Origin of the sequence: Myroides profundi (assembly GCF_000833025.1) — a bacterium.
Classification (GTDB): Bacteria; Bacteroidota; Bacteroidia; order Flavobacteriales; family Flavobacteriaceae; genus Flavobacterium; species Flavobacterium profundi_A.
This window is the reverse complement of sequence record NZ_CP010817.1, coordinates 3,841,198-3,859,779: the sequence shown is the minus strand read 5'-3', so window position 1 is coordinate 3,859,779 and position 18,582 is coordinate 3,841,198. Positions and strand designations below refer to the sequence as shown.

Below are 18,582 nucleotides of genomic sequence, written 5' to 3'. Positions count from 1 at the left end.
TTATATGTTATTTGTCCGTTTATTGCACTAAAAGGACTGTTTTGTATACTATAATGTTCATTTTGTTTCTCTATTTTTGATGGAAATAAATAAACAACAACAATGACAAAAATTATAAAAACTAGTTTACTACTTCTTGCTGCTATTAGTGTAGTAGCATGTGGTGGTAAGGATGAGAAAACACAACCTGAAGCTGTGTACGAATCAGAAAGAGGAGAAGTAGCTGAAATGACTATGTCTGAAAAAATCAAACTAGGTGAAGACATCTTTAAAGGAAAAGGGAACTGTGCTTCTTGCCATCAGACAGATAAAAAAATAATAGGACCTAGTGTCAAAGAAATATTGCAGGTGTATGATAAACACAACGCGGATCTAGTTTCTTTTTTGAGAGGAAATGAGGAACCTATAGTAGATCCGTCTCAGTTTATCATTATGCAAGCTAACTTAGAGATCACAAAGAAGTTTAGCGATCTAGAAATGGAAGCACTTATTGTCTATATGCGTAGTTTATAAGTAACAATTAAGTAGTAGGATATCGAAAAGCCTTGAGTCAATAGATTCAAGGCTTTTTTATATTCAGTAAGAGATAGATTTTACCCATTAATGTAAAATGCAATTCAAATTATATTGAATGATAAATGGGAATAAAATACTATTTTTTAGGGGGTGGTCGGCATGTGGTCGGCTAGTGATAGGCATTTGGTCGGCTTAAAAGTACCAAAAATAGCCTATCACTATCCCATCATATAGGTATCATATAGCGAGCAAGTGGAGTGGAAGTAAAAGTGTGTAAAAGGAAATTAGAATAGAAAGTATAGTAATGTGCTTAATATTAGTGTGATAGGTGGTGAAGGGATTAGGTATTGCTACATATTATAAAATGAGAATATAAAATTGTTGTCTAATATGCGAAGAAAGTGCTCATTCTTAGAGAAATAAAATGAAGAGTTCTAATATTAATCTGTAAAGTGTAAATGATCTATATCCCCTATAAACACTGACTATTTAGAAGCATTCTACGATTTTATAAGGACTTTAATTAGTAATTTTACTAAACAAAAATAAACTAACAATTCAATGGACTTCATATATCAAGATCCGTATCCGATTCAGAAAGATGATACGCAGTACAAAAAGATTTCTTCTGACTATGTAAAAGTAGAAAAATTAGGAGATAGAGAGATATTAGTGGTTGATCCTAAAGCGATTGAGATGATTGCTGAGACAGCGATGACAGATGTGTCATTCATGTTAAGAACATCGCACTTAGAAAAATTAAAAGCTATCCTAGACGATCCGGAAGCGACAGATAACGATCGTTTTGTGGCTTATAACTTATTACAAAACGCAAAAGTAGCAGTAGAAGGACAATTACCTTCTTGTCAAGATACAGGTACTGCTATCGTAGTGGCAAAAAAAGGAGAAAACGTATATACGGGATCGAATGATGCTGAGAGTTTATCTAAAGGTATCTTCGAAACATACCAAAAGAAAAACTTGCGTTACTCTCAGATCGTACCTATCAGTATGTTTGAGGAGAAAAACTCAGGTTCTAACTTGCCAGCACAGATCGATATCTATGCTACACAAGGAGCTAAATATGAGTTCTTATTCTTAGCGAAAGGTGGAGGGTCTGCTAACAAGACATTCTTATACCAAAAAACAAAATCTCTTCTTAATGATAAAAACCTAACGGAATTTATCAAAGAGAAAATCATGGACCTAGGTACTGCTGCTTGTCCTCCATATCACTTAGCATTAGTGATCGGTGGTACATCTGCTGAGGCAAACTTAGCAGCTGTAAAGAAAGCATCTGCTGGATACTATGATAACTTACCTACTTCTGGTAATATGGGAGGTCAAGCGTTCCGTGACTTAGAGTGGGAGAAAAAATTACAATTAATCTGTCAAGAGTCTAAGATTGGAGCACAGTTCGGGGGTAAATACTTTACTCATGATGTACGTGTGATCCGCCTTCCTCGCCACGCTGCTTCATGTCCTGTAGGATTAGGAGTATCTTGTTCGGCAGATAGAAATATAAAAGCGAAAATCACTGCAGAGGGATTATTCGTAGAACAATTAGAGACTGATCCAGGACGCTTCTTACCTGCTGTAGCTCCTCACTTAGAAGAGCCTGTGGTAATCGACTTGGACAAGCCAATGAAAGAACAATTAGCAGAGTTAACGAAGCATCCTATCAAAACTCGTGTAATGTTAAACGGAACTGTTATCGTGGCGCGCGACATCGCTCACGCTAAGATCCAAGAGATGTTAGACAATGGACAAGAGATGCCAGAATACTTCAAGAATCACCCAGTGTATTATGCAGGGCCAGCTAAGACTCCAGATGGTATGCCATCAGGAAGCTTCGGACCTACTACAGCAGGGCGTATGGATCCTTATGTAGATAGTTTCCAAGCGGTAGGTGGAAGTATGATTATGCTTGCGAAAGGTAACCGTAGTCAGGCGGTAACTGATGCGTGTAAAAAACACGGTGGTTTCTACCTAGGTTCTATTGGAGGACCAGCTGCTATCCTTGCAAAAGAGAATATCTTAAGCGTAGAGGTAGTTGACTTCCCAGAATTAGGAATGGAAGCTGTACGTAAGATTGTAGTGAAAGACTTCCCTGCCTTCATCATCACTGATGATAAAGGAAATGACTTCTTCGCAGATCTATAGTAATCAGAATAAACTAACAATTTATAGACGACAATGAAAAGCCGATACTAGCGACAGTATCGGCTTTTTTTAATTAGGAATTTAGAATTAGGAATTAGGAATGTCCTATTCGCTAACGGTGTCAAACAGATGGTTTTTTAAGGCTCTGTTCTGTGTCTCCCAACAGGCAAAGGAGATTACTTTACAACCAAGGTAAGTAGTCTAATGATTTGTGTATGTAAATGCTAAATGTTTGAATTTTAATGTTTTGAAAATAATAATTGTCGTAGATTTGTAGGGTAAATGAGAAGTTATGAAGAAGACAGAGGCTATTAATACAGTAAAGAACTTGGCAGAGAATAAAAATCAAGTTAGGGCTTATATGAAAGGAAAAATCACTAGAATGGAATTAGTAGAAAGAGGGGTTAAGTTGGTTAAACCTTTTTAGTAAGATTGATGTAATATTAAAAGGTATCAAGGAATAGAACAGAGTTTTAAACCTGAAGAATAATATAAGTAGCCCTATTCTTTATTAGAATAGGGCTGTTTTTTTAAAACTTACTTCTTATGTCTCAAGAGTAGTAATAAGCTAATTAGGAGTAATAAAGCTGCTATGGCAAAGGCTATACCAGGTAAGTATGGTAAGGTATTGTCCTGAGTGTATAGGTAGAAACAATAGGTAAATACTGGTGGAGCCACAATAGTCGTTAATCCATTAAGGCTTCCTAATACACCTTGTAGTTCTCCTTGATGTTGCTGATCTAGTGACTTAGATAGCATAGACTGAAAACCTGTCTGTTGTATACTTCCTAGTAAGTATAATGTGATACCTACCCAGAGTTGTATTTCAGTAACACAATAACTCAATAAGAGTAATCCTATAAAGCTGGTTAATAAACCGATGTAGACAAGTCTTTGGTCTGATAGTTTAGTAGACAAGTATTGCAATAGGTATGCTTGTACTAAGAAACCTATGATGCCTATAATGGTTAGTGAGATTCCAACTTGCTGTTTACTCCAATCAAACTGTATCATAGTATAGAATGACCACGTACTCTCCATGCTATGTGATGCAGCCGAAAGTAAAAAGAATACAATAAATAGTAGACTTAGTTGTTTAAAGCGTTTGATACTTTTTAGAGATTGTAAAGGGGAGATTTCTTTTAGTGATAATCGCTTCAGTGAACGTGAAGTATTGGTTTCTGGAAAGAAGAAATACCCATAAAGAACATTTAATAAACCTAATATTCCCGCAAAGTAAAAAGGGTAAGTAAAATGATATTCTCCTAATAACCCTCCTACTAAAGGGCCTACGATAAAACCAATATTAAAAGCTGCATTTAAGTAACCGAAGTATTTCGTTCTGTTATCTTCATCCGTAACATCTGTAATGGTAGCTGATGCTACAGCAAAGGTGGCACCTGTCAATCCTGCGATAAGACGACTGATGAATAGTATCCAATAACTATGAGCAACTGCCATAATAAAACAGTCTATAGAGAATCCAAAAAGAGAAAGTAATAATACTCGTCTACGTCCATAACGATCGCTAATAATCCCTAAGATCGGTGCAAAGATAAATTGCATAAAGGCATAAGCTAATGTAAGTACACCTCCGTACTTCGCTGCTGTGCTGAGGTCAGCATGTAGTACGTGTTCTAATAGTTCTGGTAATACTGGAAAGATAATACCGAAGCCAGCACTGTCTAATATAATGGTGATCGTAATGAATATTACGATGCTGTTAATCTTGTTTGATTGCATAAGTATATATAATAAAATAACGGTACCCTAAAGAAGGGGTACGCTTAAATAAACTGAGTCACTTACTACGCTGTAGGGTGCGACTGTGATTCGGAATGTTATTTTACTATTGCTGCATAATGGACAAAGATAATGTGTAATGGGTTTATTATCAAAGAGTAATTGCCTTTTTTTAAAATAAGAGAATAGATGTGTACAGTTCTAGAAGGTTATATTTCTATGAATTTTAGTACCTTGCTTACTCATTTGTAAGTACCATGAACGATCTATTATCTTATATATACAATAATCCTTCTAGCTTAACGAAAGGCAAGGGAGGGGACGAATTATTCTTAGCGAAGTACAGTGAGATACAGAAGAAGACTGATGCTCCATGCTTTTTTTGGGGTAATGTGAAAGACCCTTTTATGATGGCACGTTGTTTAATCACGTTGTCTAATGTGGTGAAGTCTAGTTTTAATTTATCTCCTGCTGATCTGGCTAAGCTAAAAGACCCTATTGCTACAGCTGGGGATGGTAGAGTGCGATTTGAGGGATTCTCTCACTGTGCAGGAGTGTACGCTCGTGTAGATGTATTGCCTGATGGATTAGATGGGGAGTTCTTAGAGAATGGGACTACGAATGTAGACTTTAACCAACCGATGCTTACTGCGCTGAATAGCATTAAGCAAAAGGAGAATGTACTGCTGTCAATAGGTCAGAAGGAGGTTAGTATTCAGACTGAGGATAAGAAAATAGTGGAACGCAAAGTACCTCTTCCGATTAAGTGGATTAAGGGACTGAGTACGGTACAGATCTATCTGTCTAAGGCAGAGAAAGTACATACGTTTAATAAAATACAGACTCAACAACTGTTTAGAGGTATTCCGAAAGGGGTAGTAAAGAATGATTATTACTTGATATTGAGAGGTAATATGCCTTCTTTTTCCCCTGTTAAATCAAACAATGGTATTTGTGTAGGTGCTATTCATCGTTTACGATTATTAGAACCTTTATTGCCTTATATGGATTATATGCAGGTCTTTCCTCATCCGAATATGCAGAGTACCACGTGGCAGTTGTATTTCGGAGATATTCGATTTAGTTTGTCTTTATCTCGTGAAGCTTTTAGAGGTTTCTCGGGAGAGGGAGCAGCATTAGAGTCGTTAATAGAGGATGTGGATGACGAGTGGATAGATGCGATGGATAAGTATGCTTATGCAAATCAACGCTTTAACCCGACGATGTTTGCAATGGAAGAAGGGATGAGTTTCACTGATGCAGATAGTCTGACAGGGCGATTAGCAGCTATGGGATTATTAGGGTTTGACTTAGATGACAATGCTTTCTTTTATAGAAGATTGCCCTTTAAGCTAGAGCGTATCCTAAGTCTAAATCCTCGCCTAAAGAATGCTGAGAAACTACTAGCTGAGAATAAAGTAGAGATTATTAGTGATGCTAATGGACGGATAGAAGCTCGTGTAGAGGGAACTGGTGGTGTGAGACATACAGTAGTCTTAGATAGTGACCAAGAGCGATGTACTTGTGAGTGGTATGGTAAGTATCAGGGAGATAGAGGGATGTGTAAGCATGTGCTGGCGGTGAAGAAGATGACGTCAAAGAGTTGATTTTGAGTTTATACGGCATGGCACGGATTACAAATCCGCGCCAACGTAATCCGTGCAAACACAATCTGTGTTAATGTAATCTTTGTAGACAGAAGGTTTACTTTAGCTTCTTTACATTATTGTTATAATTTTATTACAGTATTTGGCAGTCGGATAATTTGAGATTAACTTTGCGCCATGCAAATAGACAAAAAAGACATCAGAAGTTTATCTAAGGAACAATTAAGGGATTTCTTTGTTTCTCAGGGAGATAAGGCATTTAGAGGAAACCAAGTATACGAGTGGTTATGGAGTAAAGGGGCTCATAGCTTTGAGGATATGAGTAACTTATCATTGGCTACCCGTGAGATGCTAGATGCTAACTTCGTAATTAATCATATCAAAGTAGATAGTATGCAGGTAAGTACTGATGGTACTATCAAGAATGGTGTGAAGTTACACGATGGTCTTATTGTAGAGTCTGTTTTGATTCCTACAGAAACACGTACTACAGCTTGTGTATCTTCTCAGGTAGGGTGTAGCTTAGACTGTGAGTTCTGTGCTACTGCACGCCTTAAGCGTATGCGTAACTTGAATCCTGATGAGATTTATGATCAAGTATTAACAATCGACCAACAAAGTAGACAGAATCATGGACACCCGTTGTCTAATATCGTGTTTATGGGAATGGGAGAGCCGTTAATGAATTATAATAACGTACAGAAAGCCATTGAGAAGATTACTTCTGAAGAAGGGCTAGGAATGTCTCCTAAGCGTATCACAGTGTCTACTTCAGGATTGCCTAAGATGATTAAGAAGTTGGCAGATGATGGGGTGAAATTTAAGTTGGCAGTGTCTTTACACTCTGCTATCGAAGAGACACGTAATCGTATTATGCCTTTTACTAAGAACTTCCCATTAACGGAGTTGAGAGAATCACTTCAGTACTGGTATAGTAAGACGAAGAGTCGCGTTACGTATGAGTATGTGATTTGGAAAGGAATTAACGATGATAAAGCTTCTGTGGATGCATTAGTGAAGTTCTGTAAATATGTACCGTGTAAAGTAAACCTGATTGAATACAACCCTATCGATGATGGAGAGTTTCAACAGGCGGATGAACGTGCTACGAATAGCTATATAGCGGCTTTAGAGAAGAATGATATCACTGTAGTGGTACGTCGTAGTCGTGGTAAAGATATTGATGCAGCTTGTGGTCAGTTGGCTAATAAATCATAAGTTTAGTTTAGAGGAAATTACGTAAAGAATTGTTTAGCAATTTCTTAATGATTTCTATTTGAGGGAAACTATCGAATGATATAAAAAAGTCGTATTTTTGGGTGCAATGAACATAGTACAGCAAATAAAACAGCCTATACAGAATGAGATGGAGCTTTTTGAAAAGAAGTTCCGCAACTCAATGACTACTAAGGTAGCCTTACTAAACAGAATCACTTACTACATTGTAAATAGAAAAGGGAAGCAGATGCGCCCTATGTTTGTATTTCTAGTAGCGAAGATGGTGGCAGGTGAGGTTAATGAGCGTACTTATCGAGGAGCTTCTGTTATAGAGCTAATTCATACTGCTACTCTAGTACACGATGATGTAGTAGATGATAGTAATAAGCGCCGTGGCTTCTTCTCACTTAATGCTTTATGGAAGAATAAGATAGCCGTGTTAGTAGGTGATTACCTATTAGCAAAAGGGCTTTTATTGTCTATTGATAACGGTGATTTTGATTTACTTCGAATTATCTCAGTGGCTGTACGTGAGATGAGTGAGGGAGAATTACTTCAGATAGAGAAAGCTAGACGATTAGACATTACAGAAGAGGTGTATTATGAGATCATTCGTCAGAAGACAGCTACATTGATTGCAGCTTGTTGTTCATTAGGAGCTGCTGCTGTAGATCCAGATAATGCAGAACTTATAGAGAAGATGCGTAAGTTCGGGGAGTTAATCGGTATGGCATTCCAGATAAAGGATGACTTATTTGATTATACGGATGGACCTATTGGTAAGCCGACAGGGATTGATATCAAAGAACAAAAGATGACACTTCCTCTTATTTATGCTTTGAATACCTCAGAACCTAAAGAGAAAAAGTGGTTGATAAACTCAGTAAAAAATCACAATGAGGATAAAAGACGTGTGAAAGAAGTCATCGCATTCGTTAAACAAAAAGGAGGTCTAGAATACGCTACTACTAAGATGGTAGAGTATCAACAAGAGGCTTTAAATATACTACAGGAGTTTCCAGAATCTACTTATAGAGAAGCTCTGTTCACGATGGTGAATTATGTTATAGAAAGAAAAAAGTAATTTTTTTCACTTTCCTTACAACCTTTTTATTTAGAATTGCGTCTATGTATATAGATAAGCAATTCTAAGTATTATGAAAGGTATTATTTTATTTGTCACTTCAGTTATAATCCAGTTTATTATGTACATTTTAAACTTCTTTCAGTAAAGAGGTTAGATGTTGTATTTAAGTAATAGAAGATTACAACTATGAAGTTGATAAGGCTACACAAAAAGAAATTAGAAGATTATATAGATGATCTGTGTGCTCATAAAAGAGTTGCTCAGAAGGAGGTCTATGACCTTGTGTCTGGTAAGATGCTCTCTGTTTGTAGACAGTATATTAAGGACATTCACTATGCTGAGGATGTGATGATAGCAGGGTTTATGAAAGTCTTTACGAATATAGATAAGTTCGAAAGAAAAGGGAACTTTGAAGGGTGGATAAGACGTATCATGGTGAATGAGTCTATTTCTTTTTTACGTGCTCAGAAGAGCTTTCATTATATAGAGGATGTTGAGGTAAGAGAAGAAGTTGTAGAAGATGATATAGAACTGTCTATTGAGGATATACAATTATTAATAGATCAGTTACCAGAAGGGTGTAAAGCGGTGTTTAATTTATATGTAATAGAAGGATATAAACATCAAGAGATAGCAGAATTATTAAAAATACAAGAGGGGACATCTAAATCTCAGTTAGCACAAGCTAGAAAATTACTACAACAGCAATTAGCAATCTTAAAAACACAAGGAGTATGGAATGGAATAAAATAGATAAACAGTGGAAAGACCGTTTGGCAGATAGAGAGATCACTCCTTCTTCTCATGCATGGGATAAACTATCTTCTCAACTAGATCAGCAGACTAAAGTGAAGAGTAAGTCTAATGTGAAGTGGTGGATAGGATTAGCAGCTAGTTTATTGATAGGAGGATTCTCAGTAGTACAATTTATAACTACTGATGTAGATAATCAGGTAACGCCTTCTATAGAGTTGCCTACTGTGGAAGAGATTGAAAATACATTAGTAGAACAAGAAACACCCAAAGCAGATACAATCTATAATCAAGAGAAAATAACTGCGCCTAGGACATCTCCTGTGATAACAAAGGAAGAACTTAACACTTTGAAACAAGAACATAAGCAATTAGCAAATGACAATATAATGGTAGATACAATAAATCCATTAAAGCCACAAAACCTACAAGAGGTATTCATAGGACCGGTAATGAATAAGCCTTCGAAGAGAATAGTGGTGAATAGTGATGATTTATTAAATCAAGTGGAAGGGGAGATAGAGATTGAGTACAGAGAATCTGTAATCAAGAAGATTTATGACAAAACCAAAAAAGTGATTGTAGAACGATCTAATTAGTCAATTATGAAACAAAAAAACACATTAGTTATGACTCTTGCACTATTTGCTACTTTAAGTATGTATGGGCAAGTGAAAAAATTCAATAGAGAGGTAAATAGTATTGCTGTAAAGATTCAGAATAGTACAGTATCTGAAAAAGAAGATTTAAAGATTAAAGTAGATTCTCTAAACGTGTTAGTTGAAAAAAAGAAGCTTACGGAAGAAGAAGCACAAGAGCTCAAAAGTAAATTAGCTTTAGAGTCATCTACTCGATTAGAAAACACTATAAATGATCTGAATGATAGTTTATCTAATACTGTTCAGAGCCATGTACAGTATTCGATTAAATCAGGACAACTCTATGGGGTGGCTGATGAAGATCAGTCAGGCTCTGCTATTGTGATGGGGAGAAAAAACTACATACAGAGAGGTAATAGAATACTAGGCGATAGACGCAATAGATTTCAGATACAGTTTGCTTATGGGATGAGTAATCTAGCAACAGAAGGAGCTTTTGCTAATTCAGATATTCGCTATGTATCTTCTAATTTTATTCAATGGGGATTCAATATTAATAGACGTTTATTGAAAGAAAGTAACTTACTGCATCTGAGATATGGAGTTTTATTAGAGTATAATAATCTAAAGCCAACAGAGCACCGTTATTTTGAAAAACAAGCTGATGGTCAAGTAGCTATTGTAGAACATGATAAAGATTTTCGTAAGAATAGACTGGCAATACGTTCTGTACAAATACCTGTTTATCTAGAGTTTGATTTTTCAAAACCTAAGGTAAATGAGAAGACAGGTAGAACTTATTTTAGAAGCCAAGAAACTTGGAGAGTAGGTATAGGAGGGTTTGTGAATCTTAATCGCAAAGATACTTATCAAGTATACAGATATACTGATGAAGGCCATGAGTTTAGAACTAAGGAGAAGACAGACTTAGATATTAATAAGGTGCGATATGGTTTAGGTGCTTATGTTGGTAATGGAGATTGGAGTTTATTTGCTCAATATGAATTGACACCAATGTTTAAACACAATGATATTAAGCAAAATATGTGGTCATTTGGTGTAAGAGTAGATTTATAAATTACATACAAAATGAATAGTTAGGTTATAAGGAGTTGTTTTTAGATGATTTATTCTAGAAACAACTCCTTTTCTTTTACCTTTGCACTTGCCATAAATGAGTGTATATCGCAATAATTCTATATATTGAGATATAAATGAACTAAAGTAAGTATATGATTTCCAAAAGTACCATAGATGCTGTATTTGACGCTGCTCGTGTAGAGGAGGTGATAGGCGACTTTGTAACTCTGAAAAAGTCAGGGAGTAATTACAAAGGCTTAAGCCCTTTTGTAAACGAGAAGACTCCGTCATTTATGGTGTCACCTGTGAAGCAAATATGGAAAGACTTTAGTTCTGGAAAGGGAGGTAATGCGATTAGCTTTATTATGGAACATGAGCACTTCTCTTATCCTGAAGCAATACGATATTTAGCAAAGAAGTATGGTATCGAAATAGAAGAGACAGAACAGAGCGATGAGGAGAAAGAACAACTGAATGAAAAGGAGAGTATGTTCATCGTGTCTGAGTTTGCGAAGAAGTATTTCGAAGAGACATTGTTCAATGCGGAAGAAGGTAAGGCAATAGGAATGACTTACTTTAAAGAGCGTGGCTTTACTCAAGAGACAATTAAAGAGTTCGGATTAGGATATTCTCCAGATCAGTGGAGTGCTTTCACAGATGCAGCTCTTCAGAAGGGATATTCTTTAGAATACTTAGAGAAAACAGGGCTTACCATCGTAAAAGAAGACCGTAAGTTTGACCGTTTTAAGGGAAGAGTTATGTTTCCTATTCAGAGTATGTCTGGTCGAGTATTAGGATTCGGAGGACGTATTCTTATTACTGATAAGAAAGCTGCTAAATACCTAAACTCTCCTGAGAGTGATATCTATCACAAGAGCAAAGTACTATATGGTATCTATCATGCTAAACAAGAAATTGCCAAACAAGATAACTGTTTCTTAGTAGAAGGGTATACTGATGTTATACAGATGCATCAGACAGGTATAAAGAATGTCGTGGCTTCTTCAGGTACTGCATTAACGCCTGACCAAATACGTTTGATTAGTCGATTGACTAAGAATATTACGATGTTATTTGATGGGGATGCTGCAGGTATTCGGGCTTCTCTTAGAGGGGTAGACTTGATATTAGAGGCAGGGATGAACGTACGCGTATGTCCTTTGCCTGATGGAGAAGACCCAGATAGTTTTGCTCGAAAGCATTCTAAAGAGCAGCTAGACGAGTATTTCAAGAATAATGCTACTGACTTTATCCGTTATAAGGCTAATCTATTAATGGGGGAAGCGAAGAATGATCCTATTAAGAAAGCAGAGTTAATTAGAGATATGGTACAGAGTATCTCTAAGATTCCTGATCAGATACAGAGAGAAATCTATGTGCAGGAATGTGCTCGTATAATGGATATTTCTGAGGATGTAATCTTTAATTCTTTAGCTCAAATTGGTCGAAAAGAATTAGCTGAGGCAAATAAGAAATATACACAGGAGAGGAAGCAGATGGAGGTGGTGCATTCAGAGCAACAACCAAAAGAAGCAATTGATCCACAATATAATTTAGAACGCAAGATCATCGAGATATTACTATTGTATGGTAATATGGAAGAGTTGTTTATAGAGCTCTTATTAGATGTGAATGAGGACAATGAGGTAATAGAGGTAGAGCATAAAGTAGAACAGAAGGTATATGAACGTATTTACCTTAGTTTGCAGGAAGATGAGGTACAGCTAACCAATCCAATGTTCAAAGTGATTTATAAAGATATTATGGATTACTATCATCACAATACTTGGGATCTGGAGAAGTATTTAAAGACATTGGATCCAGAAATGGCTCAGGAAGTAACTAATATTATCATGGAGGATGAGAAGGAAGCTTTGCACAATTGGGAGTCTCAGAATATTATAGTGAAACAGAAGGAGCAGGGGGTATCTCAATATGTGACAGAAACGATATTGACATTAAGAATGTTCTTATTGAATACCATGATCGAAAAGTATAAGGTAAAGCTGAAAGATAGTGATGAGAAGAGGTCTTATGAGATGCTTACGCTAATTATGGATTACACAAGTCTGATGAATATGTTCTCTAAGCGATTAGGTCAAGTAACATCAAGATTTAAAACGATAGAAGACTAAAAAAGAGGCTATTGCCTCTTTTTTAATTTTTTATAATTACGTTAGTAATAACGTCATACTGATCTACTTTTGTTTTAGGGACAATAGTGTGGTAAGTGACATAATCATTTATTCTACCTTTATTTAGGAGTATATCTACCTCTAGAATATTTTTGTAGTTGTAATTACAACTCTCTTTATAGGTAGGAATAATATCAATTATGTATCTATCATTAAATTGGTTTACCCATTTTTGTCCAATGATTAAATCTTCATGTCGAAAGTCAATGATGTTTCTATAAAAATTTGCTCCTTTTACTCTTTCTTGAAATTCTCTTTCACTGCGTATTACAGTATATGAGTCTCCAACAACACCTCGTATCTCCATTCTATATGTCGGAAAGCTTGGGTTTTCTTTTAATTGTGGAGATCTATAAAATCCGTTGTTACAATAATCATCATTTGATGAACATCCTGCTAGAGATATTGATAATATTGTAAGTAAAAACAATAAATACTTTTTCATAACTAATATTTTTTTAACAAAGGTATTTGTTTTTAAGATATAGATGATAAAAAAGTATTTATTGGATAGTGATTATTTGAATTCTATAGGAATTATACAAACAGGTATAGGGTTAATCTTATGCTGGTTGATTCTATTTAATCTACTATATATTTCAAAAACTTCTTTTTCTCTTCCTGTGAAGTCTTCTGCTTTAGCTCCTTTTTCGTGTGCTAGCATAGCTATTTCTAATTCGTCATAATTAGCTCCTAGTTGGTCTTCGTCAGATCGCTCATCACCAAATAATCCATCTGTTGGTTTAGCTATTATAATACTACTAGGAACTCCTAGGTACTCTCCGATAGCACGTACTTCTGATTTCATTAAGTCTGCTATAGGGCTTACATCTACACCACCATCGCCATATTTAGTAAAGAAACCAACTCCAAAGTCTTCTACTTTATTTCCTGTTCCTGCTACTAGACTTCTGTGTAGTCCGGCATAGTAGTATAACGTTGTCATGCGCAATCTAGCACGTGTGTTGGCAAGTGTAAGATTTAAGATAGCTTCATCATTTGAAGAAGGAACAGCTGTTTTTAATGTTTCAAATGTAGACGTTAAGTCGGCCACAGTAGAGGATACATTAGTAAACTTTTCTTTTAAGAAAGAGATGTGTTCTTTTGCTCTTGATACTTGTGAGGGATCTTGATGGATTGGCATTTCAACACATAATAGCGGTAGTCCCGTCATAGCGCATAGTGTTGAGGTTACCGCAGAATCAATACCACCTGATATTCCTATTACATATCCACTTACTCTTGCATTCTGCGCATATTCTTTTAACCAATTAACGATATAATCTGTTACTGCTGAAGTATTCATTTTAGTGTTGTTTACCATGACTTTAAATATTTATGGAATAGGTTGATATCTATCTTATTATATTTGTACATTGAAAATAAAAAAAGATAGAATGACTTTTTCCAAATTTACTAATTTATCTAGTGTTGTATTACTAGTGAGCTGTGTTTTTTGGTCTAGCTGTGGAGATAAGCAGAGTGAACTTGATAAAGAGATTAATGCTATTCCTATAGATATGACTGTTACTCGTTTTGATCAAGAGTTCTTCAAGTCGAAAGATGCTGATCTTGCAAGTATTAAAAAACAGTATCCGTATTTCTTTAATGAGAATTTATCTGATGAGTTTTGGATAAAGAAAAAACAAGATACCATATTCATTGAGTTAAATGAAGAGGTAGAGAAGAAATATCAAGATTTAGGTGAATTGCCAAAGCAATTAGAAGATTTCTTTAAACATGTGAAGTATTATTATCCACATGAGACTTCGAAGAAAAAGGTAATCACATTAATCTCGGAAGTGGATGTGACTGCAAAAGCTATTTATGCAGATTCGTTAGCATTGATTGCTTTAGATACTTATTTAGGGAAGGATCATCATTTCTATGTTAGTTTTCCTGAGTATTTAAGACCATCTTTTGAGCCTACACAGATATTACCTGATTTAGCAGAAAGCTTTGTGTTACAAAAAATAGGAGGCAATAGAGATCGTACTTTCTTAGGAGGTATGGTACAATACGGTAAGGTATTATATGCTAAGAAATTATTGTTGCCTAAGGTTAATGATGCTTATATCATGGGGTATACTTTAGAACAGATGCAGTGGTGTCAGGAGAATGAACAAGAGATGTGGAGATATTTTATAGAGAATAATTTATTATTTGACACAGACAGTAAGTTGAGTAGTCGCTTTCTTACAGCTGCTCCTTTTTCTAAGTATTATTTAGATATTGATGGTGATAGCCCAGGGAGAACTGGAGCTTGGTTAGGTTGGCAAATTGTCAATGCGTATATGCAAAATAATAATGTAACTTTGCATGATCTGTTTAATACGGATGCAAAAGAAATATTTGAAAAATCAAAGTATAAACCAAAGAAGTAATGAGTAAAAATCACGTTTCTGATATAAATATTAGAGTAGAGTTAGACGAAAATAAAGTGCCAGATAAATTGTTTTGGACTGCTAAAGATGGAGGTGTAGAGAAAGCTAGTTCTAAAGCAATGTTATTATCTATCTGGGATCACAAAGCAAAAGAAACACTGCGTATCGACTTATGGACAAAGGATATGCCTGTGGATGAAATGAAGAAGTTCTTTCATCAAACATTAGTAGCAATGTCAGACACATTTGAGCGTGCTACAGAAGATGAGAAGATGGCAGCAACAATGAAAGACTTCTGTGATTATTTTGCAGAGAAATTAGATCTTTTAGAAAAGTAATTATAAGAAAAAGCCTCATACGTTTAAACGTATGAGGCTTTTTTATTATACAACCATAAGATTACAACCTCTTATGTCAGAATGGTCAAATCTTCCTAAGATTTCAAATGAACCATTACTGTATTTTTTTCCTAAGTCTTGCGTAGCGATAAAGGAGCAAGAGTTAATATTTGCTAAATCGATTACATTGACCCCGCCTGTTTTACCTTCTTCTACATAGGTCAAGGCGTCTTCTGGATCACGAGTTAAGATATCCATCCATGGAGGACATTCAAAGATACCATCACCAAAAGAATAACCTTGAGATAATAGCTCAGTCATTCCGTATTCAGAGTGTATTTTAGATACTCCGAAACCTTCACATAATACTTGGTGTAGTTCTTCTCGTATCATTTCTTTACGTCTACCTTTCATACCTCCAGTTTCCATAATAATAGTATTGCTAAGGTTAAACTTTTGCATTTCTATCATATCTAGTAAGGCATAGGTAACACCTATTAATAAGACGTTTTTACCCTCTTTATCTAAGTTTATTAGCATCTTAGCCAGCTCTTCATAGTTGTGTAGGTAGAATCCACTTTCAGGCTGATTAGAACCTTCTATAAGATCTTCTACCATATAGATTAGAGAAGAACCTTCTCTTTCTAAATAAGCTGGTAAAAGAGCTAAGACAACATAGTCTTCTATATTTCCATAGAAGTGTGAGAATGCTGCTCTAAAGCTATATTCATAATAGTCTAGATCAGTCACATGGTGCTTACTAGTTATCATTCCGGTAGTACCACTACTAGTGAATGTTATTTTTATAGGATCTATTGAAGATAAAACATCTTTGCTCTTAAAGAACTCGATAGGTAGAAAAGGTACATCAGTTAATGTCTTGACTTGCTCAGGAGTTTTATTTAGAAGATTACAGAACTGTTGATAAACAGGATTATGTTCATACTGGAATCTAAAGACTTTCATAGCTACTCTATGAAAATCTTTTTTTGTTTGTATTTGGATGATTTCTTCAGGTTTAAACACGGTCTATTATATTTAAGTACAAAAATACAAATAAAAAAAGAGCATCACTTTAGTGATACTCTTTTAAGAATATAAAATCATTAAAATGTATTTCTTATTTTACTACTATTTTTCTAGTAGCAGTAGCATTACTTTCTCTTATCTTCATAATGTAAATACCAGCATTAACACTATATGGTAAGTTCAACTCTCTGTTATTAACAGTAGTTGTGAATACTTTTTTTCCTACAACATTGTATAGCTCTACTTCTTTTGGTTCATTTTTAGTAGATTCAATGTACAATTTACCATTTGAAACCGCTGGGTTAGGGTAAATAGATAGCCCTTCGATATTCTGATTCGTAGAATATCTAGGTTCATTATTATAGCGCAAACCACTTTGCGCAAATGCTGTGCTTCCGCCTAGCATTGCAATGAACATCGTGATATAAAAGTATTTTTTTGCCATCTAACTAAAATTATGGTATAAAAGTAATTATTTAAAACGAGATAAAAAAACAAAAAAGTGCCTATTTTTTTAAATAAGCACTTTTTTTTAACATTTTTATCTTAGTATTACTATAGACCTACTGTCCAACCTTTAGTCCACTCTGGAACACCAACTCCATTTCCTGCTCCTTTAGCTTCTCCAGCAGTAAATACTTTAGATACATCTACTGCATCTCCTTTAGTGTTTTTACCAGAAGTAGCTTTACCTACATTGATAAGTTTTACATTACTTAAGATTAATGAACCATCATTAACGTTAGCAATAGTCTCATCATGCTCTACGTCGAATGCAGTTGCATAAGCTCCGATTACTACATCAGAAATATTTCCTTTAGTTCCTTCACGTAATTTCATTGCAGTTCCTTTTCCGTCTACTGCAGGTAGTAATGTAACTCCTACGATAGTTGGATTAGAGTAAGGATTTGCAGCTCTGTTTTTAGCATTGTTATCAGCTTCGAATCCTTTATCTGCTGTACCTGATTGTTTTGAATACCAGAATTTGTTTTCTTTTCCTGACCATCCTTCTGTCCAGTCAAACTGATCATCATCATTATTAGTAGACACTAAGTATTGTGCACTAACTGTTCCTCCAAACCACTCAAATCCGTCATCAGAACCTTCGTGTGCTTGTACATATTGGATTACAGTACCACTTCCTACTCCGAATAAAGAAAGTCCATTGAATTCTTTTTCAGCGTTGTAGTTAGCTCCTGCGTATTCGATTCTTAAATATTTAATAGAACCTGAGTTATCATTAGCTACTTTTCCACCGTATGTTAAGTCTGATACTTCAGCTGTTGCTGTTTCTGCCTTGTTAATAGGTGCTTTTCCACAGATTACTAGACCTCCCCAGTTTCCTCTAGTTTTTTCTACACCTGTCATTACTACAGGATTGTTCTGTTTTCCTTCTACAAAGATCTTTCCTCCTTGTCCTACTGCGATATAGGCAGAAGTACCACCTTCTCCAATAATTTTAACTCCTTCTGGAATGTTTAAAGTAGCTCCATCGTTTACTACTAATTTAGAAGTTAATTTATATGTTTTGTTTGCTTCTAAGCTTAGTTTATCTCCTTTTTTAAGTTCTCCACCTAATATGTCTCCTTTCAAACCTGGAGTAGTTGTTCCAGGATCTGTTGTTCCTCCTCCGTTATTATCATCACTTGATGAACAACTTGCTAATGTTAATGTAACTAATGCAATACTGAATCCTGCTCTTAATAATTTTTTCATGTGTAATATAGTTTTTTATATTGTTTGATACAAAGATGTCTAGAAAACAGAAAAAGTATGTTAACTCATTGTCATTGAATAATTAATAGTTTGTTTCCTCAATATTAAATAGGTGTTAAGTAGGTTAATTATAATAGTATATGGATTTGTAGTT

At 35.2% G+C, this 18,582-nt stretch carries 18 protein-coding genes; 12 read left to right on the top strand and 6 right to left on the bottom strand.

Annotated elements, in window-relative coordinates; translation table 11 throughout:
• The first annotated feature begins 102 nt into the window (after positions 1 to 102).
• The 3 genes from MPR_RS17085 to MPR_RS19000 all read left to right on the top strand — a co-directional run bounded on the left by MPR_RS17085 (position 103) and on the right by MPR_RS19000 (position 3,106).
• Complete coding sequence (locus MPR_RS17085) at positions 103 to 513, top strand: c-type cytochrome (protein ID WP_041894690.1); 411 nt, start codon at positions 103 to 105, stop codon at positions 511 to 513.
• A 564-nt stretch (positions 514 to 1,077) separates the two neighbouring features.
• On the top strand, positions 1,078 to 2,679 hold the full coding sequence (locus tag MPR_RS17080; protein ID WP_006262344.1) for a fumarate hydratase: 1,602 nt from the start codon (positions 1,078 to 1,080) through the stop codon (positions 2,677 to 2,679).
• A 292-nt stretch (positions 2,680 to 2,971) separates the two neighbouring features.
• Entirely contained in the window at positions 2,972 to 3,106 is a 135-nt protein-coding gene (locus MPR_RS19000; protein WP_262491924.1) for a hypothetical protein, read from the top strand.
• Between the two features lie 110 nt (positions 3,107 to 3,216).
• On the opposite strand, the gene MPR_RS17075 is transcribed toward MPR_RS19000, so the two are convergent.
• Positions 3,217 to 4,422 carry a TCR/Tet family MFS transporter gene (locus tag MPR_RS17075; protein WP_041894686.1) on the bottom strand — a complete coding sequence of 402 codons (1,206 nt, stop codon included), beginning with the start codon at positions 4,420 to 4,422 and terminating at the stop codon, positions 3,217 to 3,219.
• Between the two features lie 257 nt (positions 4,423 to 4,679).
• On the opposite strand from MPR_RS17075, the gene MPR_RS17070 reads away from it, so the two are divergent.
• From MPR_RS17070 to dnaG, 7 genes are all read left to right on the top strand, one after another.
• The gene (locus MPR_RS17070; RefSeq protein ID WP_041894683.1) at positions 4,680 to 6,029 is read left to right on the top strand and encodes an SWIM zinc finger family protein; all 1,350 of its coding nucleotides are present in this window, start codon (positions 4,680 to 4,682) and stop codon (positions 6,027 to 6,029) included.
• 177 nt (positions 6,030 to 6,206) lie between these two features.
• Positions 6,207 to 7,247, top strand: coding sequence for a dual-specificity RNA methyltransferase RlmN (gene rlmN / locus MPR_RS17065; protein ID WP_006259821.1), 1,041 nt, complete (start codon positions 6,207 to 6,209; stop codon positions 7,245 to 7,247).
• A gap of 106 nt (positions 7,248 to 7,353) precedes the next feature.
• Entirely contained in the window at positions 7,354 to 8,331 is a 978-nt protein-coding gene (locus MPR_RS17060) for a polyprenyl synthetase family protein (protein ID WP_025124552.1), read from the top strand.
• A 189-nt stretch (positions 8,332 to 8,520) separates the two neighbouring features.
• On the top strand, positions 8,521 to 9,087 hold the full coding sequence (locus MPR_RS17055) for an RNA polymerase sigma factor (RefSeq protein WP_041894679.1): 567 nt from the start codon (positions 8,521 to 8,523) through the stop codon (positions 9,085 to 9,087).
• Positions 9,069 to 9,686, top strand: coding sequence for a hypothetical protein (locus MPR_RS17050; RefSeq protein WP_041894675.1), 618 nt, complete (start codon positions 9,069 to 9,071; stop codon positions 9,684 to 9,686). The genes MPR_RS17055 and MPR_RS17050 overlap by 19 nt, the downstream gene beginning before the upstream one ends.
• A gap of 6 nt (positions 9,687 to 9,692) precedes the next feature.
• A complete protein-coding gene (locus tag MPR_RS17045; protein WP_235280471.1) occupies positions 9,693 to 10,763 on the top strand; it encodes a hypothetical protein in 1,071 nt (356 codons plus the stop codon).
• 155 nt (positions 10,764 to 10,918) lie between these two features.
• Complete coding sequence (gene dnaG, locus MPR_RS17040) at positions 10,919 to 12,901, top strand: DNA primase (RefSeq protein WP_041894672.1); 1,983 nt, start codon at positions 10,919 to 10,921, stop codon at positions 12,899 to 12,901.
• Between the two features lie 22 nt (positions 12,902 to 12,923).
• On the opposite strand, the gene MPR_RS17035 is transcribed toward dnaG, so the two are convergent.
• The gene (locus tag MPR_RS17035) at positions 12,924 to 13,406 is read right to left on the bottom strand and encodes a hypothetical protein (RefSeq protein ID WP_041894669.1); all 483 of its coding nucleotides are present in this window, start codon (positions 13,404 to 13,406) and stop codon (positions 12,924 to 12,926) included.
• A gap of 72 nt (positions 13,407 to 13,478) precedes the next feature.
• Positions 13,479 to 14,285: an NAD(+) synthase gene (gene nadE, locus MPR_RS17030; protein WP_041894668.1), complete on the bottom strand. Its 807-nt coding sequence runs from the start codon at positions 14,283 to 14,285 to the stop codon at positions 13,479 to 13,481.
• Between the two features lie 73 nt (positions 14,286 to 14,358).
• Here nadE and gldB point away from each other — a divergent pair, with 73 nt between their 5' ends.
• The gene (gene gldB / locus MPR_RS17025) at positions 14,359 to 15,345 is read left to right on the top strand and encodes a gliding motility lipoprotein GldB (RefSeq protein WP_041894666.1); all 987 of its coding nucleotides are present in this window, start codon (positions 14,359 to 14,361) and stop codon (positions 15,343 to 15,345) included.
• Entirely contained in the window at positions 15,345 to 15,683 is a 339-nt protein-coding gene (gldC, locus tag MPR_RS17020; RefSeq protein WP_006259815.1) for a gliding motility protein GldC, read from the top strand. The genes gldB and gldC overlap by 1 nt, the downstream gene beginning before the upstream one ends.
• A 45-nt stretch (positions 15,684 to 15,728) precedes the next feature.
• On the opposite strand, the gene MPR_RS17015 is transcribed toward gldC, so the two are convergent.
• The 3 genes from MPR_RS17015 to MPR_RS17005 form a co-directional block, all read right to left on the bottom strand.
• Positions 15,729 to 16,709 (bottom strand): LuxE/PaaK family acyltransferase, encoded by a 981-nt coding sequence (locus MPR_RS17015; protein ID WP_041894663.1) that lies wholly within the window; start codon positions 16,707 to 16,709, stop codon positions 15,729 to 15,731.
• Between the two features lie 94 nt (positions 16,710 to 16,803).
• The gene (locus MPR_RS17010; RefSeq protein ID WP_235280470.1) at positions 16,804 to 17,157 is read right to left on the bottom strand and encodes a T9SS type A sorting domain-containing protein; all 354 of its coding nucleotides are present in this window, start codon (positions 17,155 to 17,157) and stop codon (positions 16,804 to 16,806) included.
• A gap of 110 nt (positions 17,158 to 17,267) precedes the next feature.
• On the bottom strand, positions 17,268 to 18,428 hold the full coding sequence (locus tag MPR_RS17005; RefSeq protein WP_041894661.1) for a hypothetical protein: 1,161 nt from the start codon (positions 18,426 to 18,428) through the stop codon (positions 17,268 to 17,270).
• Positions 18,429 to 18,582 lie beyond the last annotated feature (154 nt).

Bases quoted from the DNA above. Each gene is read 5' to 3' on its own strand.
- dnaG (WP_041894672.1), top strand. From the start codon at position 10,919: ATGATTTCCAAAAGTACCATAGATGCTGTATTTGACGCTGCTCGTGTA.
- MPR_RS17060 (WP_025124552.1), top strand. From the start codon at position 7,354: ATGAACATAGTACAGCAAATAAAACAGCCTATACAGAATGAGATGGAG.
- nadE (WP_041894668.1), bottom strand. From the start codon at position 14,285: ATGGTAAACAACACTAAAATGAATACTTCAGCAGTAACAGATTATATC.
- MPR_RS19000 (WP_262491924.1), top strand. From the start codon at position 2,972: ATGAAGAAGACAGAGGCTATTAATACAGTAAAGAACTTGGCAGAGAAT.
- MPR_RS17010 (WP_235280470.1), bottom strand. From the start codon at position 17,157: ATGGCAAAAAAATACTTTTATATCACGATGTTCATTGCAATGCTAGGC.
- MPR_RS17005 (WP_041894661.1), bottom strand. From the start codon at position 18,428: ATGAAAAAATTATTAAGAGCAGGATTCAGTATTGCATTAGTTACATTA.
- MPR_RS17055 (WP_041894679.1), top strand. From the start codon at position 8,521: ATGAAGTTGATAAGGCTACACAAAAAGAAATTAGAAGATTATATAGAT.
- MPR_RS17070 (WP_041894683.1), top strand. From the start codon at position 4,680: ATGAACGATCTATTATCTTATATATACAATAATCCTTCTAGCTTAACG.
- MPR_RS17045 (WP_235280471.1), top strand. From the start codon at position 9,693: ATGAAACAAAAAAACACATTAGTTATGACTCTTGCACTATTTGCTACT.
- MPR_RS17075 (WP_041894686.1), bottom strand. From the start codon at position 4,422: ATGCAATCAAACAAGATTAACAGCATCGTAATATTCATTACGATCACC.
- rlmN (WP_006259821.1), top strand. From the start codon at position 6,207: ATGCAAATAGACAAAAAAGACATCAGAAGTTTATCTAAGGAACAATTA.
- gldC (WP_006259815.1), top strand. From the start codon at position 15,345: ATGAGTAAAAATCACGTTTCTGATATAAATATTAGAGTAGAGTTAGAC.
- MPR_RS17050 (WP_041894675.1), top strand. From the start codon at position 9,069: ATGGAATGGAATAAAATAGATAAACAGTGGAAAGACCGTTTGGCAGAT.
- MPR_RS17035 (WP_041894669.1), bottom strand. From the start codon at position 13,406: ATGAAAAAGTATTTATTGTTTTTACTTACAATATTATCAATATCTCTA.
- gldB (WP_041894666.1), top strand. From the start codon at position 14,359: ATGACTTTTTCCAAATTTACTAATTTATCTAGTGTTGTATTACTAGTG.
- MPR_RS17085 (WP_041894690.1), top strand. From the start codon at position 103: ATGACAAAAATTATAAAAACTAGTTTACTACTTCTTGCTGCTATTAGT.
- MPR_RS17080 (WP_006262344.1), top strand. From the start codon at position 1,078: ATGGACTTCATATATCAAGATCCGTATCCGATTCAGAAAGATGATACG.